The organism is Algibacter amylolyticus, assembly GCF_014202225.1.
Lineage (GTDB): Bacteria > Bacteroidota > Bacteroidia > Flavobacteriales > Flavobacteriaceae > Algibacter_B > Algibacter_B amylolyticus.
Window position 1 is genome coordinate 56425 of sequence record NZ_JACHGE010000010.1, and the last position, 26952, is coordinate 83376.

At 33.0% G+C, this 26952-nt stretch carries 33 protein-coding genes, 1 other RNA gene and 1 pseudogene; 22 read left to right on the forward strand and 13 right to left on the reverse strand.

Going from position 1 to position 26952, the window contains the following annotated elements:
- The first annotated feature begins 9 nt into the window (after positions 1-9).
- The 4 genes from creD to HNQ90_RS15875 all read left to right on the forward strand — a co-directional run bounded on the left by creD (position 10) and on the right by HNQ90_RS15875 (position 2878).
- Entirely contained in the window at positions 10-1380 is a 1371-nt protein-coding gene (creD, locus tag HNQ90_RS15860) for a cell envelope integrity protein CreD (protein ID WP_144116651.1), read from the forward strand.
- A 183-nt stretch (positions 1381-1563) separates the two neighbouring features.
- On the forward strand, positions 1564-1851 hold the full coding sequence (locus HNQ90_RS15865; RefSeq protein ID WP_144116652.1) for a hypothetical protein: 288 nt from the start codon (positions 1564-1566) through the stop codon (positions 1849-1851).
- A complete protein-coding gene (locus HNQ90_RS15870; RefSeq protein ID WP_144116653.1) occupies positions 1848-2225 on the forward strand; it encodes a ribosomal maturation YjgA family protein in 378 nt (125 codons plus the stop codon). The genes HNQ90_RS15865 and HNQ90_RS15870 overlap by 4 nt, the downstream gene beginning before the upstream one ends.
- An 83-nt stretch (positions 2226-2308) precedes the next feature.
- The gene (locus HNQ90_RS15875; RefSeq protein WP_172625881.1) at positions 2309-2878 is read left to right on the forward strand and encodes a DUF1361 domain-containing protein; all 570 of its coding nucleotides are present in this window, start codon (positions 2309-2311) and stop codon (positions 2876-2878) included.
- Here the strand turns inward: HNQ90_RS15875 and HNQ90_RS15880 are convergent.
- Positions 2857-4062 (reverse strand): NAD(P)-dependent oxidoreductase, encoded by a 1206-nt coding sequence (locus HNQ90_RS15880; protein ID WP_144116794.1) that lies wholly within the window; start codon positions 4060-4062, stop codon positions 2857-2859. The two genes, HNQ90_RS15875 and HNQ90_RS15880, sit on opposite strands and share 22 nt — an antisense overlap.
- Positions 4063-4339: 277 nt before the next feature.
- Here HNQ90_RS15880 and ssrA point away from each other — a divergent pair.
- Positions 4340-4734: a transfer-messenger RNA gene (ssrA, locus tag HNQ90_RS15885) on the forward strand.
- A 75-nt stretch (positions 4735-4809) separates the two neighbouring features.
- On the opposite strand, the gene HNQ90_RS15890 is transcribed toward ssrA, so the two are convergent.
- Positions 4810-5028 carry a hypothetical protein gene (locus tag HNQ90_RS15890; protein ID WP_241678369.1) on the reverse strand — a complete coding sequence of 73 codons (219 nt, stop codon included), beginning with the start codon at positions 5026-5028 and terminating at the stop codon, positions 4810-4812.
- Positions 5029-5269: 241 nt separating this feature from the next.
- Here HNQ90_RS15890 and HNQ90_RS15895 point away from each other — a divergent pair, with 241 nt between their 5' ends.
- The 4 genes from HNQ90_RS15895 to HNQ90_RS15910 are packed head-to-tail and all read left to right on the forward strand — an operon-like array spanning position 5270 to position 8460.
- A complete protein-coding gene (locus tag HNQ90_RS15895) occupies positions 5270-5632 on the forward strand; it encodes a fructose 1,6-bisphosphatase (protein ID WP_144116655.1) in 363 nt (120 codons plus the stop codon).
- Between the two features lie 14 nt (positions 5633-5646).
- The gene (locus HNQ90_RS15900; RefSeq protein ID WP_144116656.1) at positions 5647-6465 is read left to right on the forward strand and encodes a cell envelope biogenesis protein OmpA; all 819 of its coding nucleotides are present in this window, start codon (positions 5647-5649) and stop codon (positions 6463-6465) included.
- Positions 6452-6940 carry a Rab family GTPase gene (locus HNQ90_RS15905; RefSeq protein WP_144116657.1) on the forward strand — a complete coding sequence of 163 codons (489 nt, stop codon included), beginning with the start codon at positions 6452-6454 and terminating at the stop codon, positions 6938-6940. The genes HNQ90_RS15900 and HNQ90_RS15905 overlap by 14 nt, the downstream gene beginning before the upstream one ends.
- Positions 6941-6945: 5 nt before the next feature.
- Positions 6946-8460 carry an ATP-binding response regulator gene (locus HNQ90_RS15910; protein ID WP_144116658.1) on the forward strand — a complete coding sequence of 505 codons (1515 nt, stop codon included), beginning with the start codon at positions 6946-6948 and terminating at the stop codon, positions 8458-8460.
- A 20-nt stretch (positions 8461-8480) separates the two neighbouring features.
- On the opposite strand, the gene HNQ90_RS15915 is transcribed toward HNQ90_RS15910, so the two are convergent.
- The 7 genes from HNQ90_RS15915 to HNQ90_RS15945 all read right to left on the reverse strand — a co-directional run bounded on the left by HNQ90_RS15915 (position 8481) and on the right by HNQ90_RS15945 (position 12662).
- Complete coding sequence (locus HNQ90_RS15915) at positions 8481-9071, reverse strand: nucleotidyltransferase family protein (RefSeq protein WP_144116659.1); 591 nt, start codon at positions 9069-9071, stop codon at positions 8481-8483.
- Positions 9071-10099 (reverse strand): XdhC family protein, encoded by a 1029-nt coding sequence (locus HNQ90_RS15920; RefSeq protein WP_144116660.1) that lies wholly within the window; start codon positions 10097-10099, stop codon positions 9071-9073. Before HNQ90_RS15920 ends, HNQ90_RS15915 begins: the two co-directional genes overlap by 1 nt.
- Before the next feature lie 124 nt (positions 10100-10223).
- Complete coding sequence (locus HNQ90_RS15925) at positions 10224-10493, reverse strand: hypothetical protein (RefSeq protein WP_144116661.1); 270 nt, start codon at positions 10491-10493, stop codon at positions 10224-10226.
- Between the two features lie 169 nt (positions 10494-10662).
- Positions 10663-11055: a rhodanese-like domain-containing protein gene (locus tag HNQ90_RS15930; protein ID WP_144116662.1), complete on the reverse strand. Its 393-nt coding sequence runs from the start codon at positions 11053-11055 to the stop codon at positions 10663-10665.
- Positions 11056-11070: 15 nt separating this feature from the next.
- Positions 11071-11385: a rhodanese-like domain-containing protein gene (locus HNQ90_RS15935; protein WP_144116663.1), complete on the reverse strand. Its 315-nt coding sequence runs from the start codon at positions 11383-11385 to the stop codon at positions 11071-11073.
- Between the two features lie 105 nt (positions 11386-11490).
- Entirely contained in the window at positions 11491-12108 is a 618-nt protein-coding gene (locus HNQ90_RS15940; protein WP_144116664.1) for a thioredoxin family protein, read from the reverse strand.
- 8 nt (positions 12109-12116) lie between these two features.
- Positions 12117-12662: a TlpA disulfide reductase family protein gene (locus HNQ90_RS15945; RefSeq protein ID WP_144116665.1), complete on the reverse strand. Its 546-nt coding sequence runs from the start codon at positions 12660-12662 to the stop codon at positions 12117-12119.
- A 264-nt stretch (positions 12663-12926) separates the two neighbouring features.
- Here HNQ90_RS15945 and HNQ90_RS15950 point away from each other — a divergent pair, with 264 nt between their 5' ends.
- The 12 genes and pseudogenes from HNQ90_RS15950 to HNQ90_RS16000 all read left to right on the forward strand — a co-directional run bounded on the left by HNQ90_RS15950 (position 12927) and on the right by HNQ90_RS16000 (position 23416).
- Complete coding sequence (locus HNQ90_RS15950; protein WP_144116666.1) at positions 12927-14333, forward strand: anthranilate synthase component I family protein; 1407 nt, start codon at positions 12927-12929, stop codon at positions 14331-14333.
- 427 nt (positions 14334-14760) lie between these two features.
- Entirely contained in the window at positions 14761-15327 is a 567-nt protein-coding gene (locus HNQ90_RS15955) for an anthranilate synthase component II (RefSeq protein WP_144116667.1), read from the forward strand.
- Between the two features lie 91 nt (positions 15328-15418).
- Positions 15419-16411 carry an anthranilate phosphoribosyltransferase gene (gene trpD, locus HNQ90_RS15960; RefSeq protein WP_144116668.1) on the forward strand — a complete coding sequence of 331 codons (993 nt, stop codon included), beginning with the start codon at positions 15419-15421 and terminating at the stop codon, positions 16409-16411.
- 274 nt (positions 16412-16685) lie between these two features.
- Positions 16686-17471 (forward strand): indole-3-glycerol phosphate synthase TrpC, encoded by a 786-nt coding sequence (trpC, locus tag HNQ90_RS15965; RefSeq protein ID WP_144116669.1) that lies wholly within the window; start codon positions 16686-16688, stop codon positions 17469-17471.
- A gap of 17 nt (positions 17472-17488) precedes the next feature.
- Positions 17489-18064: pseudogene (locus HNQ90_RS18110) on the forward strand (phosphoribosylanthranilate isomerase); the annotation flags it as partial.
- A 51-nt stretch (positions 18065-18115) separates the two neighbouring features.
- Positions 18116-19297: a tryptophan synthase subunit beta gene (gene trpB / locus HNQ90_RS18115; protein WP_338081405.1), complete on the forward strand. Its 1182-nt coding sequence runs from the start codon at positions 18116-18118 to the stop codon at positions 19295-19297.
- Between the two features lie 119 nt (positions 19298-19416).
- Positions 19417-20181, forward strand: coding sequence for a tryptophan synthase subunit alpha (gene trpA / locus HNQ90_RS15975; RefSeq protein WP_144116670.1), 765 nt, complete (start codon positions 19417-19419; stop codon positions 20179-20181).
- A gap of 6 nt (positions 20182-20187) precedes the next feature.
- Positions 20188-20409 carry a hypothetical protein gene (locus tag HNQ90_RS15980; protein ID WP_144116671.1) on the forward strand — a complete coding sequence of 74 codons (222 nt, stop codon included), beginning with the start codon at positions 20188-20190 and terminating at the stop codon, positions 20407-20409.
- Positions 20410-20505: 96 nt separating this feature from the next.
- Positions 20506-21792 (forward strand): NAD(P)/FAD-dependent oxidoreductase, encoded by a 1287-nt coding sequence (locus tag HNQ90_RS15985; protein ID WP_144116672.1) that lies wholly within the window; start codon positions 20506-20508, stop codon positions 21790-21792.
- Positions 21792-22241 carry a tRNA (cytidine(34)-2'-O)-methyltransferase gene (locus tag HNQ90_RS15990; protein ID WP_144116673.1) on the forward strand — a complete coding sequence of 150 codons (450 nt, stop codon included), beginning with the start codon at positions 21792-21794 and terminating at the stop codon, positions 22239-22241. The genes HNQ90_RS15985 and HNQ90_RS15990 overlap by 1 nt, the downstream gene beginning before the upstream one ends.
- Before the next feature lie 78 nt (positions 22242-22319).
- Positions 22320-22640, forward strand: a complete 321-nt coding sequence (locus tag HNQ90_RS15995; protein ID WP_144116674.1) for an EF-hand domain-containing protein — start codon at positions 22320-22322, stop codon at positions 22638-22640.
- Positions 22641-22753: 113 nt separating this feature from the next.
- Positions 22754-23416 carry a hypothetical protein gene (locus HNQ90_RS16000; RefSeq protein WP_144116675.1) on the forward strand — a complete coding sequence of 221 codons (663 nt, stop codon included), beginning with the start codon at positions 22754-22756 and terminating at the stop codon, positions 23414-23416.
- Between the two features lies 1 nt (position 23417).
- On the opposite strand, the gene HNQ90_RS16005 is transcribed toward HNQ90_RS16000, so the two are convergent.
- Genes HNQ90_RS16005 through HNQ90_RS16015 form a run of 3 tightly spaced genes read right to left on the reverse strand, consistent with a single transcriptional unit; the run spans position 23418 to position 25134 of the window.
- Entirely contained in the window at positions 23418-23642 is a 225-nt protein-coding gene (locus HNQ90_RS16005) for a VF530 family protein (RefSeq protein ID WP_144116676.1), read from the reverse strand.
- Entirely contained in the window at positions 23642-23857 is a 216-nt protein-coding gene (locus tag HNQ90_RS16010; RefSeq protein WP_144116677.1) for a DUF6500 family protein, read from the reverse strand. Before HNQ90_RS16010 ends, HNQ90_RS16005 begins: the two co-directional genes overlap by 1 nt.
- 5 nt (positions 23858-23862) lie before the next feature.
- The gene (locus HNQ90_RS16015) at positions 23863-25134 is read right to left on the reverse strand and encodes a DEAD/DEAH box helicase (protein WP_144116678.1); all 1272 of its coding nucleotides are present in this window, start codon (positions 25132-25134) and stop codon (positions 23863-23865) included.
- A 216-nt stretch (positions 25135-25350) separates the two neighbouring features.
- On the opposite strand from HNQ90_RS16015, the gene HNQ90_RS16020 reads away from it, so the two are divergent.
- Positions 25351-26019, forward strand: coding sequence for a hypothetical protein (locus HNQ90_RS16020; RefSeq protein ID WP_144116679.1), 669 nt, complete (start codon positions 25351-25353; stop codon positions 26017-26019).
- Positions 26020-26171: 152 nt separating this feature from the next.
- On the opposite strand, the gene HNQ90_RS16025 is transcribed toward HNQ90_RS16020, so the two are convergent.
- Entirely contained in the window at positions 26172-26852 is a 681-nt protein-coding gene (locus HNQ90_RS16025; RefSeq protein ID WP_144116680.1) for a uracil-DNA glycosylase family protein, read from the reverse strand.
- Positions 26853-26952: the final 100 nt, after the last annotated feature.

Here is a 26952-nt window from a genome sequence, read left to right on the forward strand (position 1 = left end):
CAAAATCAAATGGAAACACAAAACAACAATCTGCAGCAAAACAAATTTGGGCATTGGCTTAAAACTTCAATAACAGCAAGAATGCTCATGGTCGGGTTTCTGGTTATCATCTTATTAGTCCCATTATCATACATTAATAGTTTAATAAACGAAAGAGCCTTTAGGCAAAAAGATGTGGTAAACGAAATAAATAAAAAATGGGGAAACGATGTTTTGGTTTACGGTCCCATTTTAAAACTCCCTTATAAAACATACAGCGAAACCAAAACCTTTAACGAGAAAACTAAAACTTATTTTAAAGAAACACAAACGCATATTAAGTATGCTTATATATTTCCAGAACATCTCAACGCAACAGTAGATGTAAATTCAAAAACCTTAAAACGAGGTAACTTTGAGTCGGCTGTATTTACTACAACAATGGACTTTACAGGAAACTATATTCCTGTAGATTTAACGGCAAAAGGCATTAAACAAGAAGATATTGTTTGGAACGAGGCTTCCATAATTATTAAAACCTCTAACTTAAAAGGCATAAAAAGCGAAGTACAAATAAAACTAGAAGACAAAGCATACAGTTTCGAAACTAATTTTAATCAAAACACTAACAGCCGTCTCGATGTATTAGAATCTGCGCTAATTAAAAACGAAGATTTATTCAAAACAAAAAATACGCCTTTTAGCTTCTCCATGACCTTTAATGGCAGCCGCCAAATAGAGTTAATTCCTATTGGAAAAACCACAACCATGCATATGAATTCCAATTGGGCAGACCCAAGTTTTATGGGTAACTACCTACCCAACGACGAAACTAAAAGCATTACAAAAGACGGTTTTAAAGCCGATTGGAAAATATTACATATAAACAGAGCCTTCTCGCAGCAACACCTAAAAAGCATTCCTAAACTAAGTCAGTTTGCTTTCGGAACAAAATTTATGGTCATGGTAGACGAATACCAAAAAAGCGAACGCTCTGCCAAATACGGTTTTCTAGTTATTGGGCTTACCTTTTTAGTATTCTTCCTAATACAAACCCTTAGTAAAATACACATTCACCCTTTTCAATATTTAATGATTGGGTTGGCGCTAACTATGTTTTACACGCTATTAGTATCCCTATCGGAGCACAGTAATTTCCTAAAAGCCTATGTAATTTCTGGCGCATCGGTAATTGTGCTAATCACTTTATATTCAAAATCTATATTAAAAACCTTTAAGTTTCCAATATTTATCGGGCTATCGTTAACAGGATTATACGCCTTTATTTACGTTATTATTCAGTTAGAAAACTACGCCTTATTAGTTGGCAGCATTGGCTTATTCCTAATACTTGCCATCGTTATGTTTGTATCTCGAAAAATAGATTGGCACAACGGTTAATTGATATAATTTAGTATGTGGGCGTTACCCCGATCCCGATAGCTATCGGGAGGGGTCGCGCTTTATTCGTCATTTTCTATTTTAAATTAATGAACATATGAATATAAATATTTCACTACTCGCTCCCTCCTACGTCGGGGAGCTCAGACAGACCGTTCAATCGCTAACGCAAAACCCAACAACATGAAAAACTTGATAACAACCAGTAAAACCATTGCAGTTTTAAGCTTTGCCATAGGCACGATTTTGTTTGCTTTACAACTCTACTTTTCAAATTCATACAAGCTAATTTATCCTGGTATTATATTTATTATTGTTGCTGTAATAATCAATACAATAGCTCTACTTGGCTTATTATTTGGACTAATTGACAATAAAAACAGAAGCGAGTTATTACAAGCCACAGGCCTAGTATTAACCAACATTCCAATAGCATTTTTGTATTTCTATATTTTAATTGAAACCTTATGAAACTCAACAAAACATATTTACTACTAACTATACTCCTGTTTACAATAGAAACGCTTATAGCCATTTACCTAAAAACGGGTTTTATTAGGCATACTTTTGGCGATTTTTTATGCGTCATCTTACTTTACTGTTTTTTTAAAACCTTTATAGAAGGCCATCATTTTAAAATTGCAGTAATAGTTTTAGCTATAGCATTTACCGTCGAGTTTTTGCAACTCACCAATTTTCTCGAACTATTTAATTTGCATAACAACCAACTAGCAAAACTCATTTTAGGCAGTACGTTTCAAATTTCAGATTTAGTGGCTTATTCACTTGGTATTATAAGCGTAATAATTTTAGAATATAAAGTTTACAAACTATGGATTACATAAAACAGCTCTTTTTGTCCCGATTTAAAACATTTGCTTTAGTTAGCATTTCCATACTATTTAGCATTTTTCTACTCATGATTAGAATGAAGTTAACCTACTCTTTTTTCTACTTGTTTTTAGTATGGAATTTATTTTTAGCCGTTATACCATTTGCCATAACCACATATTTAGTAAGCCTTCCCAAGCTTAATAAATATGTGTTTATACTTTGGTTTTGTATATGGCTGCTTTTTTTACCCAACGCGCCATACATAATAACAGATTTATTACATTTAAAAGTAAGTACCACCCATTTGCTATGGTTGGATATTTTGGTAATTATGGCCTTTGCATTAACCGGTATCATGCTTTTCTATTTGTCTATTAACGACATGAAAACCATGCTACTAAACCTAACAAATAAAAAGACGGCAAAATACATAAGCTCAACTACCATTTTCCTCTCAGGATTTGGTGTGTATTTAGGTCGGTTTTTACGCTATAATTCTTGGGAAATTTTAAGTAACCCTAAAGTTTTATTTATAGATATTTTAAATATTGCCATAAAACCATTTGACCACCAAGAAGCCTGGTTATTTACAATACTTTTTGGTGCTTTTTTATGGCTCGGGAATTGGGCTTTTAAAACGTTTTACTCCAACCCATCAACATAATCTTGTAAATATGAAAAACGCTCGGTTAATTTTCCATTTTCGGTAATTTTGGCACGTTTAAGAATGCCATCGGCATCGTTATTATAAAAGGCTGGAATAACGTGTTTTAAAAACATCTCGCCAAAACCTTCGCTGGCATCTTGCGGAAGTTCGCATGGTAAATTATCGACTGCCATTACGGTTATGGCGTTGTCATTTTTAAAATCTATTTCGATTTCGGTGTCTGGATCGTAGCCATAAATAGGATCTGCAATGGTTGATGCTTTTAGTGTTGTTGCTACTGGTCCATCGACATCGCAACTTATATCGGCTACTACTTTTATGTTAAAATCTGATGACTTTACATCGCTTCTAGTATACAAATATGGTGCACCGTCGCCATAAAAATGTCCGGCTATGTAATAATCGGTTACTTTAGCAAATCGCATAAAATCTGAAACGTACTCCTGTGGATTATCGAAAAAATCTTGGTTATCAATTAATTGTCCGTCTTTACGTTTATTATAGTCTAAGACATCGATTTTACAATATACTGGCTCGTTAAAGGTGTTATTTAAATAGTCTTGCACAGAAACACTTTTAATGTGCATGGCATCTAGCATTTCTTGAGCGCCGTTTGCTACTTTTCCGCTTCCAGTTAATAGTATTTTTATGTTTGGTATTTGTAAATTATTGAGCTCGTTTATTAATGCAGCTTGATTTGGTAATGGGCCTGCTTTAGGTAAATTCCAGGTATTATATTTTAAACCCCAAGCTCTAAAACCATTATAAGCACCAACAATGCCTGCATATCGCCCAAAACCTATTAAGCGAAAGCCTTTATTGCTAACTATAGTTTCGTGGTCGTAGAGTTCTATATTTTTTTCTAATACGGCTTTTAATAGCTTACGGTTATAGGGTTGCTTTTTTATGGTATGCGAGAAGAAAAAGTATTTTTTGTTTGGTATTAAGGCATCGATTGGGACTTCTTTTACGCCTAGCATGACATTGCAATCTGACACATTAGTGCTTACCTCGAACCCCGCATTTTTATATTCTTGATCTGAAAACACACGAATATCTGAGCTTTCCACCTTAAAAGTAGCATTGGGAAATTGGGTTTTAGCTTGTTCTAATTTGGTTGGTGAAAACACCACACGACGATCTGGTGGATTTTTACGCTCTTTTATAATGGCAAATGTGATACTCATATATTGATTTTTTACTGACAGGGATTGCTTTGGTATAAATTTTGAACTAAATGTACTAGTTTTGGAGTGGTATACAAAGTTTTTTGATAACTTTGCTGCCCGCGTTAGGGATGGAGGCTTTGTTGAAGCTCTTTTTGTGTTGTTGCACATATGCAACACAAAAAAGCGACTGCCGAGAGCCCGACCCTTTTGGGTAACGCCCACTTCTAGATACATCCCGAAATAAATTCGGGCCACTCGAAGTGACAACTTTTACTATTTTATTTAAATTGGGGTCGACTGGTTTTGACAGCGAGATTAATTGAACGGTAAGCACGTCGTGTAATGGCATTGAAACACGTTAAAGGCTAGACCAAATTTTAAACGGCGAGAATAACTACGCTTTAGCAGCATAATTCGAATTATAGTAGAATTGGCCTAGGTACACAAGGTGTACATGCTTTATGTCTCCGGAAAGCCTTGATTGACGGCGTTCCATTTTGAGGCATCGTAAATGTCAATATAGTTTAAGTAGTGCTTTGATACTTTTACGAAACTAAAGAAGCTAAGTTATAAGTGGGTTGTCTTTAACCAGCTTATAATCGAAAACCCAAGAAAAGAATAAACGTGTAGAAAGCTCTTTGGTTACTTGTTTGGACGAGAGTTCGATTCTCTCCGACTCCACTTAAAAAACCCCGAAAACGTAATGTTTTTTTTGGGGTTTTTATTTTAAGCCAACATTTTTAAAGGACTAACTTCAAATTACAAAATGTTAGACAAAATATCTTCTGTTTTCTTACTGGAGATTTTATAAACATACAAGCCATACCAAGCTATAAATAGAAAACATAAAAGGGGCAGTTTAAACGAGATATTAACTTCGGGCATTCCCATAATTTTAATATCTGCAACGCCATTACCGCCTTGGTCAATAACTATACCTTGTAGCTTTGGCATTAGTGCACCTCCTACAATGGCCATAATTAACCTGCAGATCCTACTTTAGAATGCTCCTCGGTTAAATCCCTAAGGCAATACCATATATGGTTGGGAACATTAAAGACATAACTATTTTAATGCTTCATTTTCTTTTTTCCTTAACTTACAATACTAAAACAATATTTAGAGTTAAAGGTTTATAGACTTAAAAAAACAAAAAACATATCAAATTTTGTGTTTTTTAGACTACTTTTGTGTATCATAGCTTAATACTACTGCGAAAATGAAAGAACAAGTAAAAGATGAGACTCCGGAAAATTTGAATGGTAAATTTAATTCTGCTAATTCAAAAATTGACGCCATTAAAGAACTTATTTTTGGTGAAAATATTCAGGCATACAATTCGGAATTTGAAGCTTTAAAAGCTGATATTATTGCTAAAAAAGAGGAACTACAAAACTTAATGAGTGCTGTAGAATCTGAAATTTTACAGAATATAGATACCTTAAGTACAGATATTAATATTAGAATTTCTGATCTAGAAAAATCTGTTGAAGATAAGCTAGATAATCTTGATGATAAAAAAGTTAACCGAAAATTACTAAGTGAGCTTTTTATTAAATTGGGAGAGAAAATTAGTGACTAAACACTACTGCACTAATGAATCAAGATGAAAAACTAAGTATCATTAAAGATATTCTGCTTACAGACGAGCGGGAGTTTACTTCATCTATTGAAAAAAAAATTAAAAGTCTTGAAAAAACTATTAATGAAAAGGAAAAACTTTCTAATAAAGTAGATCCAATCATTGATGACAAGCTAAACAATTTTATAAAGGAAATTCCTAAAACCTTAGGACCAACCATAACCAAAACTTTAAAGGAAGAAATTAAAAACTCGCAAGATGCCGTTGTAGAAGCTCTTTTCCCTATTATAGGAAAAATGATAAAGCGCTACATACAGCATGAAATGAAGTTATTATCCGATAAAATTAATACACAGGTTAATAACACATTTTCTTTTAAAGGTATTTTTAGAAAAGCGAAATCTAAAGCATCTGGTGTTAATGAATCCGATTTAATACTACAAGAACTAAGCAACACTAAAATAGAGCAAGTTATTATTATTGAGAAAGGGTCTGGTATTGTTTTAGCAGAATTTTCTAAAAACAAAACAACAGATGAAGATATGGTTGCCGGTATGCTAACCGCCATTAAAAGTTTTGTTGAAGATGCCTTTAAAAAAGAAAGCCAGAACTTACAACATATAGATTACGACCTTTACCATATTCATCTCCAAAATTTTTCTTCTTTTTATATTGCAGTGGTTATATCCGGAGCATATAACATTATTTACCAAGACAAATTAGAAGATAAAATACTAGATTTTACAAGTAAACAAAAAGTGTCAGATATTTTGAATAACAAAGAATTAATAACCCAAAAACTAGAAGATTTCTTTAACAATGATAACATCTAAAAAAATTGTTTTAATAGGTCATTTTGGGGTAGGAAAAACATCTTTAATTAGACGTTTTGTTGAAAACACATTCTCCGAAGATTATAAAGTTACTATAGGTGTTCATATTTCTAAAAAAACTATAGAAATAGCTGAAGACGAATCTGTTTCCTTTATTATCTGGGATTTAGAAGGGCAAGATGATATTAAAAAAACTAGAGTATCATACCTACTTGGTACACATGCCTTTATTTATGTTTTTGACCTGTCTAGACCATCGACCTTTGAAAACTTAAAAAATGAAGTTAATTACCTGCATGAAAATTACTCAAAGACTCCCCTAAAAGTTGTAGGAAATAAAGTAGATTTAGTTAATAAAGAATATTTAGCGCAATACAACGATAAATTTGATGATTTGGTCGATTTGTTTGTAAGTGCTAAAAATGGTAGTAGGGTTGAATCTCTTTTTTCTAAATTAGCTAAAGAGTTAATTTAAGGGCCATGCTAGAAGGGTATAAAAAAAAATATCACCAGAACAATTTTCAATACATTTTAGTAGATGATTTTGGCGCTGTCCTAGAAACGGATAATAATCTTTTTACGGTGCAACCCAAATCGCTTTTACAAGAGTGCCACCCGTTTTTTGAAATATTAAGCGGTTTACTTCAAGTGAATGATGAAACTTTTGAGTTTTCATGTATTAATCTCGATTTCGAGAATGAAATTCTTATTGCTGATATTACTATTATTTCTCAAAACAAAAACGAAAACCTTGTTATTTTAGAGAATTTAACAAAACACTATAACAATTACCAACTTACTGCCCAAACTAGAAACGAATCCATTATAAACTCTCAGGTTTTAGAGTTAAAAAACGAGTATTTGCTAGAAAAAGAGACCTTTAAAAACAACTTTATAGCAAACTTTAGCCATCAACTAAGAAATCCTATAACGGCGTCCATTATTTTTAGCGATTTACTTATTAATAGTAATTTGAGTGCCGATCAAAAAAACTACTTGGATATCATTCAATCTGCAAATAAAGATTTAAAAACTAGAATTGAAGATATTCTAGATATTTCGAAAATTGAATCTGGTAAATTAAGCTTAAACGAGAAAGTTTTCGACTTTAGTAAACTGTTAAATGATATTATTGCAGGCTATAAAATTTTGGCTAATAATAAAGGATTAGAATTTAATTTCAACCTAGAAGAAGGGCTTCCAGAATACGTTAAAGCAGACCAATATAGATTAAAACAAATTATTGCTAATTTAATTACCAATGCTATTAATAACACGCATGCAGGAAGCATCACTTTAAATGTGTCGTTAAATTATGTTCGTGCTAAAAAGGCTAATATTCACTTTGAAGTTATAGATACTGGTATTGGTATTGAGGCCTCAAAAATCGACACTATTTTTGAAAGATTTACCAAATTAGATGCTGCAGCTCGTAACGATAAGCGTATTGGTTTAGGCCTATCTATTGTAAAGTATTTAATTTCTGAAATGCAAGGCAACATTAATGTTGAGAGTGAAGTTAATGCAGGATCAAAATTTATATTCAACCTTAGTTTTAAGCTTTCAAATCACAACGAAAGCATAAAAGAAGAATTAATAAAATACCAAGTACCTAAATTAAACAAGAAGTATCATATTTTACTTGTAGAAGATTCAGAATTAATACAACTTACTATTTTAAAAATACTAGCTGCAACTGGTCATTTTTACATTAATATTATTTCTAAAGGTGAAGAATTGGTATCAAATATTATTAATAAAGATGTCGATTTAATTTTATTAGCTAATACCATTCAAGATTTTTCTGCAATAGACTTAGCTGCTTCGGTTAGAAATCTTTCAAGGGAATATAAAAAGACACCTATTATTGTTTTATCTACACAAGCCTTTAAAGAAGATTTAAAAAGCTTTAAACGGGCCAAAATAAATGATGTTGTTACTAAACCTTTTGACGAAACCATTTTATTAGAAAAAATCTACAATAACCTTAAATAACCCAAATATTATTTTGGCGTTTAAAGGCGTAACTTTTTGTAATCTTCAGGCGTATCAACATCAAACAATATAGTTTTAGAATTCGGTGTTAAACCAATTACGCTTTTATAATTTTTAATTAAAAATAATTTAGCTCCCTTATCGCCTTTCAACGCTATAAGCTCATCGTAATACAAAGCTGGAAATAATGCAGGAACGCCTTTTCCATTCTCATAATTTGATGCCACTATTTTTCCTTTGTTATTTTTAAAACAGTCAATAATTTCATTAATATAGTTTGATTCTACCTGCGGTTGGTCCGCCAGTAAAAACAAAACACCTTCCGGCAAACGCTTTAGCGTTTTAAGATAACTAACAGCTACAGATATACTAGAACTTAAACCGAGTTCCCATTTTGGGTTATTAATAATTGTAACATTACTACACGTCAATGCCTTTTTTAAAACTTGTGCATGAGCTCCAAGCACACAGCTTACATGACTAGCATCTGAAGCTAAAGTTTGCTTAATAACATACTGTAATAAGGTTGAGTTTTTATAAGGGAGTAATTGCTTTATACCACCCATTCTAGAACCTTGTCCTGCTGCCAATATTACCACTGCAATATCCATTACAACTGGGTATGTATTTTACCAGATATGGTTTTAAGGCTAGTTGCCTTTTTATTTCTAATGGTAGCTAAAATTTCAGATAAAATAGATATTGAAATTTCCTCTGGAGTAATAGCACCAATATTTAATCCTGCAGGACTATAAATACTATTTACAAACGTTTCTTTTAATTCTGGGATATATTCGAATAAATCATTTTGAAGTTGATTACGTCTTTTGGCAGATCCTAAAACACCAATATATGGCAACTTGCAATGTTGCAGTTTCATTAAATAACTTAAATCTTGAGCAAAATTATGAGTCATTAAAACAACAGCACTATTTGTATCTAGAGTACTCGTATCAAAATTTTCAGGAGTATTGGAGGTTACCGCAACAGCTCCTGGAAAATCGCTAAGCGTCTTTGGGTCTTTAATTGAAGATATAACATGTATATCCCAACCCAAAAGCGCTGCTGCTTTACACAGCTTAACAGCATCGTGTTCGCCACCAATAATTAGCAACTTAAAACAGGGTAATAGAGTTTGCTTAAATACTTTTAATGCATGGTTAACCATTGAAACACGCTTAACAGATGAAAACCTAAATTTTGTATGTTCACTAAAAGCAAGTACCGAGTAAAAATCACCCTCAACATCATCTTTTTTTTCGTAAAAAGAAGATAGAGTCATAGATTCTCGCGCTTCTAATTTACTTCTAAATATTGTGTAAAATTCATCTGAAATTTTAAAAGTTTCTAAAAGGATATATAGCACACCTTCGCAACCTAAGCGGTAACGACCATCGTAGGTCATCATTTTAGAAACTCCTGTTTTAAAAACAGATTGAGCACCACGCTGTACTTCCTTTTCTACACAACCGCCGCTAACTGCGCCAACCATGGCACCGTTGCTTGACACCAACATTCTAACACCAGGCCGCCTATAAGAAGAACCATCCAAATCCACCACCGTAGCAAGAACATTTTTAATGCCTAATACCTGATTTTTTCTAGCTTCTTGGACTATAAGTTTTAATTCGTGCGTCATTCAACTAAGATAGAAAAAGAATTTTAATATTAAATAGCTATTTATACCACAGCAACCTAAATCCTTGTTAAAAAAAAAGCTCCAATGTTTAAAACATTGGAGCTTTTCTAGATGATAGAAATACTTAACTTACTTTTTGCTTTTCTTTCATCTTTTTTAACAACATTAACTCATGTTGAATCTCTTCTTTTCTTTCATTAAATTTTCTTACGCGCTCGTCGATTAACTCTTGATTTTTAATTCGAGCTTGACGCCTAAGCTGTGCTTTTTCTAACTCTTTCTGTTGTTGTTTTTTCTGGTTCATTTTCTCTCTGGCTACAGAAAGATATGAAAAACCATAAATACTTAAAAACAGTAGTGCTATCAGTCCTAATATGATATAACCGTTTTCCATCACTTGAATATTTTAAATTGCTATTAATACTAAAAAGGTAAACTTTATTTAAAATTACACAATTATATATTTTTGTGAAAATTAAAAAGATAAAGTACTCAAAAAATAGTTGAAAGAGCAAAACACCGACGAAATACACCTTGTTTACACGCTATTAAGGCTTGGTTTACTATTTATTTACCGTGTTATTTATCTTACTCCAATGACTAATTCCGCCTTCCAATTCGTAAATATTTTTAAAACCTAAGGCTTTAAAAGCAGCAACACTTTTTGCACTTCGTTTACCAGAACGACAATAAATAAAAACGGACTTACTAGTATCTAATACCGCAATAGATTTTTTAAATTCATCCGATTTAAAATCAAAATTTAAAGCGTTATCAATATGTCCTGTATTAAACTCGTTTGCAGTTCTAACATCTATTAATTGAACTGGTTTTTGATTTAAAGAATCTTGAAATACTTGTGGTGTTAATTTAATAGAATTGGCACCTGGTTGCGATTGGCAACAAGTAAAAATTAGACTTAAAACAAAAAGTTTAAGTATTAAAAATTGCTTCATAAAACCAACAATATATTACAAATCAACTACATCGCCAGTCCATTCCAACATACCACCTTCAAGGTTATATGCATTTTCAAAACCTAGTTGCTCCATAATTTGACATGCTTGTCCGCTTCTATTTCCAGAACGACAGTACACGTAGTAATTTTTGCTTTTATCAAGGTCTTCGATTTCGTTAATAAATTCCTGACCTTTATAAATATCTATATGAATGGCGTTTTCAATAATTCCATCAGCCACTTCGGCGTCCGTTCTTACATCCAGCACAACAGCATTATCATCTTTTGCTAATTGCTCTACCCATTCTTCTTGTGTTAAATCTTCCATGTTTTATTTAAATATTGATGTTATACAAAATTAATATAACTAAACGTATAGACGAAAAAAAATCCGAAGTATTACACTTCGGATTCCTTTTAAAATTAGTATTCATTATACTTTAATTCCACAACCAATAGCTTTCGTTACTTTTTGCTCAACGTCTTTACCATCTAACAAGGCATCAACTGCGTTTTCAACAAACTTTACTTTTACTGCCGATGCATCACTATGGTTATCATCAATAGCGCCAATATACTTTACTACATTACCTTTATTAGTTTTCTCGAGCACATAAATATGTGGTGTTTTAGTAGCTCCAAATTTTGGATATACATGTTGACCTTCATCCATTAAATAAGGAAACGTAAAGCCCTTCTCTTCTGCACTTTTTTTCATTGCTGGTAAAGCATCTCCGGGTTTTGTCTTTGGGTTATTTGGCATAATAGCTATTACAGGATAGCCTTTAGGTGCATATTTTTCATTTAAGGCTTGTATCCTGTCTTCATACATCACTGCAAATGGGCAAGTGTTACAAGTAAAAGTTACTATAAAGCCTTTAGCATCTTTATAATCTGCCAAAGACACCATATTTCCATCAATATTTTTCAACGAAAAATCTTTGGCTACATCACCAATACCATAACCATTACTAGTTGTATTGTTTAAAGTAAATGCACTTATAAAAAGCACAAGAATTGCTGCCGGAACTAATTTTATTAACTTTTTCATATTATATCTTAATTTAAAAATTGATTAACTTCTTTATCTAATTCTTCGTAGTTAAACGATTGCTCATAAAACTTACTAGTTTCATTCTTATAAATAACCGTTGCAGGAATGGAACCAGACCAACTTTCATCCACCTTAGGAATCCAAGTATTCATGTCGGGATCATCCAAAACAATAACTTTCGATTTTAAAGCTTTCTCTTTAATAAAAGGCTTCAGTTTTTTATCATACATATGCGGAAAATCTAAACTCACCAAAATCACCTCAACATTTTTATTCTTGTATTCCGTATTTAACTTTTCAAAATAAGGCAACTCCTTAACACATGGTGCGCACCAAGTGGCCCAAAAATTAACGACATAAATTTTATTGTCTTTTTTATTTAAAAATTTTTCAAAACCTGCAAAATCATAAATTTCAAGTTCAACATCGGCAGTGTTTACTGTATGGCTTGCAACGTCCTTGGTAATTTCTTCATTTACCGGAGTTGTTTTACTATTTTCCTTGCAACCTGTCATTAAAAGAATGACAATAATTAATACGTTTAGCTTCATAAGTATAAAATTAATTAATACTTCTTTGCATTTCTTCTAGTTTAACAAACTTTTATGTAAAAAACGATTCAAAGTTTTGTGTAAAACTATTTTCATCTTTATATTTGAACCAATTAAAACAAAAAAATGAACTCAATTTTAAATAATACTTGGTGGTGGTGCTTTCGAAACTAATCTTCGTGAAGTAAATCCCTAGTATATTTAAAAATTAAAATATTCAAAAGGCTTGTCATTCACGACAAGCCTTTTTTTATATAAAAACAAATGAAAAAATTCAGTCTTTATACCCATCACAAACGCATTTTAACAGATACCATTACACCAGTAACGGTATATTATAAAATACGCGATAAATACCCAAATAGTATTTTATTAGAAAGTGGCGATTACCATAGAAGTCATAAAAACTTCTCATACATTTGTTTTAATCCTATTGCTACAATTAAGGTGGAAAACGAAGTGATTTCAGAAACATTTCCAGACGGCAGCACCACAACTTTAAACATTACTAAGGATGTTAATGTAGCGGACGAAATCCATAAGTTCACTAAAAAATTCGATACCAAAACCGACGAGGATTTCAAGTTTATAAACAACGGTATTTTTGGTTACACCGCTTACGATGCTGTTCGGTATTTCGAAGATGTTCAAATTAGTAAAAAAGACGACTCGGTGGTTATTCCAGACATGTACTATGCCGTTTACAAAAACATCATAGCCATAAACCACTTTAAAAACGAAGCCTATATTTTTGCGCATTGTTATGAAGACACCGAAAATAATATCGATGAAATAGATAAGCTTATCAACATTCAAAATTTTGCATCCTATAATTTTAATGTAAAAGGCGATATAAAATCTAATTTAACCGACGATGAATTTAGAAACCAAGTTGAAATAGCAAGAAAACACTGCCAACGCGGAGATGTGTTTCAATTGGTATTATCAAGACGTTTTTCTCAAGAATTTACGGGCGACGATTTTAATATTTACCGCGCCTTACGAAGCATAAACCCATCGCCTTACCTATTCTATTTCGATTATGGCGATTTTAAAATATTTGGCAGCTCGCCAGAAGCACAACTCATTGTCGATGATGGTTTAGCAGAAATCCACCCCATTGCCGGAACCTTTAAACGCACAGGCGATGAGCATGAAGACGAAATTTTAGCCGAAAAACTTAAAAACGACGACAAAGAAAACGCAGAACACGTTATGCTAGTCGATTTAGCACGAAACGATTTAAGTCGCCACGGTAGCGGAGTAAAAGTGGTAACCTATCGCGAAGTTCAGTTTTTCTCCCACGTCATTCATTTGGTAAGTAAAGTAACAGGACAAAAACATAAGGAAACATCAACCATGCAAGTCGTGGCCGATACCTTTCCAGCAGGAACCCTAAGCGGCGCGCCAAAACACCGTGCTATGCAACTCATAGAAGATTACGAAAAAACAAGCCGAGGCTACTACGGTGGCGCCATTGGTTTTATGGATTTCGATGGTAATTTTAACCACGCCATAATGATTCGTACCTTTTTAAGTAAAGACTATAAATTAAACTGGCAAGCCGGCGCAGGATTGGTATCAAAATCCAATCAAGAAAACGAGCTGCAAGAAGTATATAATAAATTAGGCGCATTAACTAAAGCTATTAAATTAGCCGAAGATATTTAAAGTATGGGCGTTACCACAAGGGTCGGGCTTTACGCTATATCTTTTTTTGCCATTTATGGCAGCAAAAAAAGGATGCCGCTGCAATCCCTAACGCAAGTTAGAAGTTAGAAGTTAGAAGTTAGAAGTTAGAAGTTAGAAGTTAGAAAGGTTTTAAAACAAGTTGAAGAATAAAAATAATTTAATAGAAAATCAAGTCCTAATTCAATTCAGAGAATTGATCGTCAAGACGCAGAATAGATGAAGAAAAGCTGCGAAAACAGGAGAACGGAGTTCGACGCGGAGTTTTCAAATCGGTTTTCAGTTTTTACTGAAAAATTCCTTGGCTTGATCTTGATTTTTTGGTTCGTTTTGTATCAAGACAAAATGAACAGAAGTATAAAAAGATTAACTAAAAATAGATTCCTGCCTACGCAGGAATGATAAACAGATGAAAAAAGTATTAGTTATAGACAATTACGACAGTTTCACATACAATCTGGTACATTACCTAGAAGATTTAAACTGTAATGTAACCGTAGTAAGAAACGACAAATTAGCTTTAGAAGATGTAGAAGCTTTCAATAAAATTGTATTGTCGCCAGGTCCTGGAATTCCAGACGAAGCCGGTTTACTAAAAGCTATCATAGAAAAATATGCACCAACAAAAAGTATTTTAGGTGTATGTTTAGGTCAGCAAGCCATTGGCGAAGTCTTTGGCGGTTCACTTATAAATCTAGACGATGTGTATCATGGTGTAGCCACCAATGTTACCATTAGTGTAGACGACGAATATATTTTTAAAGGCTTAGATAAAAACATCGAAGTAGGCCGTTACCATTCATGGGTGGTAAATCCCGAATTACCAGAAAGCTTAGAAGCCACCTCATTCGATGCAAACGGACAAGTCATGTCTTTAAGACATAAAATTTATGATGTAAGAGGCGTGCAATACCATCCAGAATCTGTTTTAACACCAGATGGTAAAAAGATATTAGAGAATTGGGTACAAAACTAGTCGCAGTATGCAGTGGCAGTAAACAATGCTTACTCGATTGAAAAAAGTATAATTAAATAATAGATTCCTGCCTTCGCAGGAATGAAGGAAAATGAAAGATATACTCAAAAGATTAATAAATCACGAAACCATCTCAAGCGAAGAAGCTAAACAAGTTATCGTTAACATATCCAATGATATGTATAACCCTAGCCAAATAACATGCTTTCTATCGGTTTTTATGATGCGAAGTATTACTATACAAGAGTTAAAAGGTTTTAGAGACGCCCTACTAGAACTATGTTTACCAATAAATCTTTCCGATTTTAATGCCATAGATATAGTAGGAACCGGTGGCGATGGCAAAAACACCTTTAACATCTCTACCCTATCTTCTTTTATTACGGCAGGTGCAGGTGTTCATGTATCTAAACACGGTAATTATGGTGTATCATCAACATCGGGATCATCCAATGTTATGGAGCATTTAGGTGTAAAATTCTCTAATAATGAAGATTTCCTAAAACGCTGTTTAGACCAAGCAGGAATATGCATATTACACGCCCCTTTATTTCATCCAGCCATGAAAAACGTAGCACCCATAAGAAGAGAATTAGGTGTAAAAACATTTTTCAATATTCTAGGGCCTTTGGTTAATCCATCGTTTCCTAAAAACCACGTACTAGGTGTTTTTAACTTAGAGGTTTTAAGGCTATATAGTTTTTTATATCAAAACACAGATAGTAACTATAATATCGTTTATGCCTTAGATGGTTACGACGAGATTTCATTAACAGGAAAAGCAAAAATTATTTCAAATCATACCGAAAAGCTTTTCTCTCCCGAAGATTTAGGGGTTGCAAAAATAAAACAAGAAGCCATTTTTGGTGGCGATACTATAACAGATGCAGCAAATATATTTGTTGATATCATTAGCGGAAAAGGAACCGAAGCACAAAACAACGTCGTTTGTGCCAATGCAGGATTAGCCATTGCTACATCAAAGCAAATTTCGCATCAAGCAGGTTTTGAAATTGCAAAAGAATCTCTGTTTTCTGGCAAAGCTAAAACGAGTTTAGATAAATTGATTGAATTAAGTAAATAGTTAGAAGTTAGAAGTTAGAAGTTAGAAGTTAGAAGTTAGAAAGATTAAAATATAGACTGAAAATAAAAAGAACATAGCAGAAATTAAACACCCAAGTTCGGACACCGTCCGAATCATCAATCTGCAGAAATAATGAACGAAGGAATGGAGTCGCAAAGCGCAGCTTTAAGCGCGCAATTCCGAAAGTGAATGGTGCTTTAGCAATTTCCTCAGATTGATATGATTTTTTGGTTCGTTTTGTATCAAGACAAAATGAACATAAAGAAAAGAAAGAATGAATATACTAGATAAAATAACACTTGATAAACGCAAAGAAGTTGAGCTTCGCAAAAGCCTAATTCCAACCTCTCAATTAGAACAATCTGTTTTATTTGAAAGACAAACTGTATCGTTAGCAAACAACCTACGCCACAGTAAATCTGGAATTATAGCAGAACATAAACGCCGTTCGCCATCAAAATCTGTAATTAACAACAGTTTAAATGTGCAAGATGTAGCAAAAGGGTATCAAGATGCAGGTGTTTGCGGTATGTCTGTTTTAACCGACGGCAAGTATTTTGGCGGTTCGCTAGACGATTTACTAACAGCAAGAGCAAGTTGTAACTTACCTTTACTAAGAAAGGAATTTATAATAGACGAGTACCAAATGCTAGAAGCTAAAGCTTACGGCGCAGATGTTATTCTACTTATTGCAGCAATTTTATCTAGAGATGAAATAAAACAATTCTCTGAGTTTGCTAAAAGTTTACATCTAGATGTACTTTTGGAAGTGCATAACGAAGAAGAGTTACATAAATCTATTATGCCAAGTTTAGACATGCTTGGTGTTAATAACAGAAACTTAAAAACCTTCGATGTTAGTTTAGACACGAGTAAAAGTTTAAGCAGCCTTATACCAGACGATTTTGTAAAAGTATCGGAAAGTGGCATAAGTAATATTGAGGCTATAAAGGAATTACAACCTTATGGGTATCAAGGTTTTTTAATTGGAGAAAACTTTATGAAAACAGATAACCCTGGAGCAAGTGCAACCGAATTCATTAAATCTTTAGAACAATGAAATTAAAGATTTGTGGCATGAAATATCAGGATAATATCAAACACGTTGCAACATTGCAACCAGATTATCTTGGATTTATATTTTATGAAAAATCTGCGCGAAACTTTGATTCTGAAAGCATTCCTGACATAGACGAAGCTATCAAAAAAACAGGGGTTTTTGTTGATGCCACATTGGAATTTGTAATAGATAAAATAAACAAGCACAACTTACAAGCTGTTCAATTACACGGCAACGAATCTCCTGAATATTGTAGTACACTTAAATCTGAAAAGGTCGAAATAATAAAAGTGTTTTCGGTAAAAGACGAATTCAACTTTGAAAGACTAAAACCTTATGAAGCGGTTTGCGATTTCTTTTTATTCGATACAAAAGGAAAACATCCAGGAGGAAACGGTTATACCTTTGATTGGAATTTACTAAGCGATTACCCATCAACAAAACCCTTCTTTTTAAGCGGTGGTATTGGTTTAGAAGAAATAGAGGATATTAAACAGTTTACAAATAGCAAAGCATCAAAATACTGTTATGCTTTGGATGTAAACAGTAAGTTTGAAATTGAACCCGGATTAAAAAACATTGAAGCATTAAAAGCTTTTAAAAAGAACCTCAGCGAGGTATTAGATTATAAAAAAGAACATGTTATGAATTATAACGTAAACGAAAAAGGCTATTACGGCGAATTTGGAGGTGCATTTATACCAGAAATGCTATACCCAAATGTAGAAGAGTTACGCCAAAACTATTTAAAAGTTATGGCAGAACCCGATTTTATTAAGGAGTTCGATCAACTTTTGAAAGATTATGTTGGTCGCCCATCGCCACTCTATTTTGCTAAACGTCTTTCGGAAAAATATAACACCAAAATATATTTAAAACGCGAAGACTTAAACCACACTGGTGCTCATAAAATTAATAATACTATTGGTCAAATTTTAATGGCCAAACGCTTAGGCAAACACCGTATTATTGCCGAAACTGGAGCTGGACAACATGGTGTTGCAACAGCTACTGTTTGTGCTTTAATGGGCTTAGAGTGTATTGTTTACATGGGCGAAATAGATATTGCTAGACAAGCACCAAATGTGGCTAGAATGAAAATGTTAGGCGCAAAAGTAGTACCAGCATTATCGGGAAGCCGCACGTTAAAAGATGCTACCAACGAAGCTATTCGCGATTGGATTAACAATCCTGTGGATACACATTATATTATTGGTTCGGCTATTGGTCCGCACCCATATCCTGATATGGTTACTAGGTTTCAGTCGGTAATTTCAGAAGAAATTAAATGGCAATTAAAAGAACAAACAGGTAATGAAAATCCTGATTATTTAGTGGCTTGTATTGGTGGTGGTAGCAATGCTGCAGGAACCTATTACCATTATTTACACGAACCAGAAGTTGGTATTATAGCCGTTGAAGCTGCAGGTTTAGGTGTAGATTCTGGCGAAAGTGCTGCAACATCGGTTTTAGGTAAAGAAGGTATTATTCATGGTTGTAAAACCTTGTTAATGCAAACTAAAGATGGACAAATTACAGAACCGTATTCTATTTCGGCAGGATTAGATTATCCTGGTGTTGGCCCAATGCATGCGCATTTAGCAAAAACAGGACGTGCAGAATTTATGGCTATTACAGATGATGATGCTATGAATGCTGGTTTAGAACTTTGCAAATTAGAAGGTATTATTCCGGCTATTGAAAGTTCGCATGCTTTAGCCATTTTTGAACAGAGAAAATTTAAACCAAACGATGTTGTTGTAGTTAGTTTATCTGGTCGTGGTGATAAAGATTTAAACAACTATATAGAATATTTTAAAATATAAATAGATGACGTTATTACCGCGTTAGGGATTGAACGGCATGTTTGAGCTCCCCGACTTTTTAGGAGGGAGCGAGTAGTGAAAGCCCGACCCTTGTGGTAACGCCCAAAAAATTAATTAAAATGAATCGTATTCAAACCAAATTAGCCGAAGACAAGAAGTTACTGTCTATATATTTTACAGCTGGATATCCGAACATTGACGATACCGCAACTATTATCGAGAATTTAGAAAAAAACGGTGTCGATATGATTGAAATTGGCCTACCGTTTAGCGACCCGTTGGCCGATGGACCAACTATTCAAGCAAGTTCTACAGCTGCTTTAAAAAACGGCATGACCACCGAAGTGCTTTTTGAACAGCTAAAAGACATTAGAAAAACAGTAAATATTCCCTTAATTATTATGGGATACTTTAACCCAATGTTTCAATATGGGGTTGAAGCTTTTTGCAAAAAATGCCAAGAAATTGGTATTGATGGTTTAATTATTCCGGATTTACCTGTTGATGTTTACCATGAAGAATATCAAGCCATTTTTGAAAAATACGGCCTTATAAATGTATTTTTAATTACACCGCAAACTAGCGATGAGCGTATTCATTATATCGATTCTATTTCTAACGGATTTATTTATATGGTGAGTAGTGCGAGTACTACCGGAGCGCAATCTGGTTTTGGAACCGTGCAAACGGAATATTTTGAGCGTATAGGTAAAATGAACCTAAAAAACCCACAGGTTATTGGTTTTGGGATTAGTAATAATGAAACGTTTACACAGGCCACGCAATATGCCAAAGGGGCTATTATTGGTAGTGCTTTTGTAAAACATGTTACTAATAATGGGGTAAATAGTATTGATACATTTGTAAATTCAATTTTAAATTAAACCTATTTGAAACCACTTAAGGATCTTAGAATTGCCATACTACTTTGCCTTACTTTAGGACTAGCCCCTTTTTATCCAGAACCGCATGTTTGGGGAAAGTTAAAATGGGTTTTTGGAGGAGCACATGGTATGGAGATTAAAGATTGGTTTGATTTACTAATGCATGGATTTCCTTTTTTACTCTTATTGTGGGTAATTGCTTTAAAACTATTAAATAATGCATCCTAGAGCTAAGGTCTTACTAGCATTAGAAATACGTAATAACATCTTAAAGAGAAGACTTGGTATATTAAATAACTTTGTTGAATCTATATTAAAATAAAAATGATACAACCGGAAAAAATAGTAATAATTGGAGCTGGATTTGCAGGCTTAAGACTTGCTCAAGATTTAATGAACCACCCCAATTACGAGGTGTGGTTAATTGATAAGCAAAACTACCACCAGTTTCAGCCTTTAATGTATCAAGTGGCTACCGCGAGATTGGAACCCGCTAGTATTTCGTTTCCGCTGAGAAAGGTATTTCAGAAGGCCAAAAATGTACGTATTAGAATTACAAAGGTTACTGAAATTAATTTTGAAGACCAATTTGTAAACACACCAATAGGTGATTTTAATTACGATCATTTAGTAATTTCCATAGGTTGTACTACAAACTATTTTGGCAATAAGAGTATTAAAAAATTTGCCTACCCAATGAAAACTATTCCTGAAGCCATACAGCTTAGAAATAGAATTCTTCAAACTTTTGAAGATGCTTTAAACACCACAGACCCAAACAAACTTCAAACTTTATTGAATTTTGTAATTGTTGGTGGTGGCGCAACTGGAGTCGAATTGGCAGGTGCTTTAGCCGAAATGAAACATAACATTTTACCTAAGGATTATCCGGATAAAGATTTCTCTAAACTTAAAATTTATCTGCTGGAAGGTAGTCCAAATACCTTAAGCCCTATGAGCGAAGGCTCACAGAAAATGTCGCAAGAATATCTTGAAGAATTAGGTGTTAACGTAAAAACAAACACGTTTGTAAGCGATTATGATGGCTCTGTAGTGACTCTGAATTCTGGTGAAACCATTAACTCTAAAAATGTTATTTGGGCAGCAGGTGTTACCGGTAATATTATAAAAGGTTTCCCGGAACAATGTATAACTCGTGGTAATAGATTAATTGTTAATCGACATAACCAAGTTAAAGGTTTAAAGCAGGTTTACGCCTTAGGCGACATTGCCTATATGAGTACACCAAATTACGAGCACGGGCATCCGCAAGTTGCTGGTGTAGCGTTACAACAGGCGGAGGTTTTAGCTAAAAACCTATCTAAACTAAGCGAAGGTAAACCCATGAAAGACTTTGAGTATAAAGACAAAGGCTCCATGGCAACTATAGGTAAACGGAAGGCTGTAGTAGATTTACCTAAATTTAGTTTTCAAGGTAGAATGGCTTGGTTTACATGGATGTTTATTCACTTAATGCTAATTTTAAGTATTAAGAATAAACTCCTTATTTTCATGAATTGGATGATTAGTTATTTTAATAACGACAGTACTTTAAGAATTATAATGAAACCTGCTGCTACCAAAGTAAAGGTTAAAACCAAAACAGAATAATGCCACTAAATATTGTTTTAATAGAACCAGAAATACCTAATAACACAGGTAATATTGGCCGTTTAGCATTAGCTTCCGGATCACATTTGCATTTGGTTAAACCATTTGGTTTTGAAATTACTGATGCGCGTTTAAAACGTGCTGGATTAGATTATTGGCAACATTTATCGGTTACTTATTATGATAATATTGATGAATTCTTTAACATCAATAAAGATAAAACCATGGCATTTCTTTCAAGCCACGGCTCTAAAAACCACTGGGATATTCCTTTTGAAGATGATATGTTTTTAATATTTGGAAAAGAGTCTGTTGGCTTACCTAAACCACTTATAGAAAAGCACAAAGAACAGCTTTTTAAAATTCCTTTATTTAGTGAACATATAAGGAGCTTAAACTTAGCCAATGCTGTTAGTATTACTGTTTACGAAGCTTTGAAAAATATTTAAACGGCTCATTAAACCTTTTTTATTTTTTTTAGTCTAATTTGACAGTACTATTACTAAACAAATTAAAAAATTAAAAAAATGAAATTAAATACAGTAAAATTAGGTATGTTAGCATTAGGGTTATTTGGTTTTTCTATAACTATGTCTGCTCAAGAGAAAAAGGAACCTAACTTTGAAAAAATGCTTAAAAGGTTTGATGCTGATGAAAATGGATCGGTATCTCTAGAGGAATTTAAAAATGTAAAAAGAAAAAACGAAATTCCTGCTGAAAAATTAGAAAAACAATATGCCAAATTAGATGCCGATAAAGATGGGGCGGTAACTTTAGTAGAACTAAAAGAGAACTGGGGTAAAAGCAAAGGAAAAGGCAAAGGAAAGAATAAGAAAAAACAAGACTAGTTTTTAAAATTTAAAATTACAAAAAGGCTCAAGTTATAACTTGAGCCTTTTTATTTTTAGTACATTAAGGTATTACTAATTAAACTACATTTACAAAAACCAAATTAGAAATTATGAAATACCATATCGTTATTAATAGTGTAAAAACTGTAGATGAGTTAAAAGATGCTTGGAGTAATCATGATATTATTCAGTTACTGAACCGCTTAGATTTTCCGGATGCTGCAAATTCGAAACCTGAAGAATTAAATGATTTATTAGCCATGGCTATTTCAGATTTTGAGCCTAACAAAGCTGCGGCTATCCTACTAAACTATAAATTTCATGAACGTTTAAGCGACAATCAAATTGAACAAATTTCTCATGAAATGTTACTAGACAAAATTTCTGAAGAATACGCAGATATTTCATTTCATCATGAATTATTTAACGTAAACCAACTACTTCACAAGGCGTATAATGGAACATTTCCGAATGCTAAAGCAACTATTATAGAGTTTGAAATTACACCTAACAAAGAAGTTTCTAAAGAGGTTGCTTTAAAAGCTCTTAGTGTTTCACTCGCAAAAAGTAACGTCATTAAACGTTTGTTTGAAGACCAGCTTGCAGGTAAAGAAGCATTTGATGAAGCTGAACACATCGCTTGGGATTTAAAACCTACCACTGAAAATGGCTATATTTTAATAACCTCAGAATATTGGATAAGTAGAGATGAGTTTATTGAAGCTGAATTTGATGCTAAAATCATCGATTTTGAACCTGAAGAAGATGAGTAGATTACCTCCTGTTCTTAAGCATTTTTAAATACATATTCTCAACCTTAGTTCTTGCCCAAGGCATTCTGCGTAAAAATTTTAAGCTAGATTTTACAGTAGGATTATCTGTAAAACATTTAATTTTTACAACAGTTCCCATATATTCCCATCCGTAATGCTCGACCAAATCATTCATAATTTGTTCTAGCTTTATACCATGAAGTGGATTATTTGGTTGCGATTCCATTATAAATTTTCAACTAATTTTTTAATTTTAACAGCCTTTTCAAAATGGTCTAATTTATGGGTTTTAATCCACCATGTTGCAGCTTCCATTAATAGTTCTGGGTTATCATTTTTATTCTTGAAAAAAGCATAGAAGGATACGCCAACACCGTCTCCTTTCGAGGCAATTTTTTTGTCGCAAACTTCTATGATTTTATCTTTAAGAATCTTGTTCATGTATACTATTTGCGTCTTGCGCTATTGCTGCTTCTAGACTTATTACTTCTACCTGAGTTTTTACTAGAACCACCAGAATTGTTATTTCTAGGTTTTCTGTTTTGACGTCCTTGACCTTGTTTTATAGGCTGCGTTGATGCATTTGGGTCGGGTTCGAAACCTTCTACAATTTGCACTGGCAATTTCATATCAATAAGCTTTTCAATATCTCTTAAAAAACTAGTTTCATCGGCACTTACTAAGGATATAGCTTCACCTTTAGCTCCTGCTCTACCCGTTCTTCCAATACGGTGTACATAATCTTCAGAAATATTAGGCAATTCAAAATTAATAACATGCGGTAATAATGGAATATCTAACCCACGTGCTGCGATATCTGTAGCCACTAAAACACGTACTCGACCACTTTTAAAACCCGCCAAAGCTTTTGTTCTTGCGCCTTGACTTTTATTTCCATGAATAGCTGCTGCTGTTATTCCTGATTTAATCATCTTTTCACAAAGCTTATTGGCACCATGTTTTGTTCGGTTAAAAACCAAAACTTGTTTCCAATTTCCATCGGAAATTAACTTAATAATTAAACCTGTTTTTAAGCCTTTAGCAACACGATATACTTTTTGTGAAATCGCTTCAACAGTTGTATTCTCTGGAGTAGCTTCAACTTGCACAGGATGGTTTAAAATACCATGTGCTAATTTCTTAATATCCTTGGAAAATGTAGCCGAAAACATCAAATTCTGACGCTTTTCTGGCATAGATTTTATAACCTTTTCAATATCTCTTAAAAATCCCATGTCTAGCATTCTATCTGCTTCATCTAAAACAAATATTTCTACGCGTTTAAGCGATATAATACCTTGACTTTGTAAATCTAATAAACGTCCTGGAGTAGCAACTAAAACATCGACACCTTGACGAATAGTTGCTGCTTGTGGTTTTTGGTTTACGCCACCAAAAATTACAGCACTACGTAAGTTTAAAAACTCACTATATTCTCTAACATTAGCATAAACTTGTGCCGCCAACTCTCTTGTTGGTGTTAATATTAAAGCACGAATGGGTCTATATTTTTCTTTCGGATTTTCAGAAAGTATATGTAACAATGGTAATGTAAAACCAGCTGTTTTTCCGGTTCCTGTTTGTGCAGATGCTAGTACATCGTGCCCTTCTAAAACTGGAGGAATTGCTTTTTGTTGAATTGGACTTGGGGTTGTGTATCCTTTTTTGCTAATTGCTTTTAGCAAGGCTTCGGATAAGCCTAAAGATTGAAATGACATATAGTGTATTTATGAAGACCCTTTATTGGGCATTTGAGATAACAAAACATAAATGCATTTTACCTCCTTCTTATTATTAAGGTACAAAGGTACAGCTAATTTTATCATTATTCTTTTTCGTAGCTTGACATTGTTATAAAAAATGTCGAACTTCGTTTAACATAGGATATATATCATTAAAACGATTTCATATCAAGTCGTTAGCAATAATAAAAAATGAGATATAATAATCATATCGAATTACAAAAAACTGAATTTGAATTCAAGGAATTTGTTATGTTGAATCTAATTTATCCCGAAATTGAAGGCTTAAATGGATTGAATGAGGAAATGCTAATAGAAGTAGATATTGAATTTGAAATTGATTCAAATAATGTTCCCAAAAGCATTCTAAAAGCAAAACATTTTAATGGAATACCAAGAATGGTATCTTTCAAGAAAGAATTACTTAAAATACAATATGATTTATTTTTCGAGGAATGTATTAGAATAATTGATGCCTTTAAAAATTGGAAACAACATAAAAATGATAACCAATATAAAAATATCAAATTCTATAAAACAATTTATTTCGCTTATCATTCTGAATATTTTAGCAATAAAAAGAGCTTTGTTATAAATCCAGACATTAAACCATATTTCAAGGTTAAAAATGAAAAATATGAAAGAATTATCAATTGTAAATTTGGTTGTGATGGAGTTGCGAATTTATTATGTATAGTGGAAAAAAACGGAGAATTATCAAATATTGAAATAATCGGAGTTAGTGGAAAAATATCAAGTGATTTTGCAATAAAAGAATTGAAATCATTAGGCAATCTTGAACCTGCTTCAAAAAACGGAAAAAAAATAAGAACACAAATTGATTTATTAATTTATATTTAAAAATTATTATTGCCATCAACATGTCGTAAAAATTACTAAATTAGTGCTTAACAAGCACTAGTAGCATCTTTGTAAACGTCCATTTTACTAAGAAAAATAGCGGTTCACTTAAAACGGCATTTTCAATACAGAACAACCTTAAACGAACCCTCTCAAAAAAACTCACTATACTGCATCACTCGAAAATCGAAGGTATTAAACTCAGGATTTTTAGCCTTTAACTGTTTATAAAGTGCTATTCTACTTATTGAAATATTTGCTGCTCCAGAACTTGAGGTTAACGATACCGTTTTAATAATACGTTTACCATTACCACCATCCTGTTGGTTATTCGGCATGACAAATTCATGAATTCGTGGTACTTCATTTTCAACTACATCTAACTTTAAATTATAAGTCTTTAAATGCCTTCGGAAAAAATATTCGGGTCCGTTTTTACTATTTCCACCTGTAAACAACAGTGTATTAATATTTGGATATTTTTTTAAGTAACCAACAATATCGCGAAGTTTAATATTTGTCATACCTAAATCTGAAGAATCTATTTTTTCGCGTTCAGCACTAGCCACAATATCACAAACTCCAATTTTATGCTTTTTTAAAAATGCTTTTCGTTGTTCAATAGCTTCACTCGAACTATCGTATCGCAAACCTAGATTATGGATTTTATCGATAAATAGCCAAAGGGAATTATAATAACTTCCGTAGCAAAAATCGACATCCTTTTCTAAAAGATCTCCGGTTGAAAATCTTGGAGGTGGTAAGGTACCAACTATCAATTTTGTAGTGTCTTTTTCAATAAAAGGTTTGTAGGGGTGCTTATGAATGAACATCTATTTAACTTGTATTTCTGCTTTAAAATGGCTATATTAAAATAGTTAGATAAAGATAATGAGATTCCCTGTTTTATGGGAATAAATAAAAATTAAATTA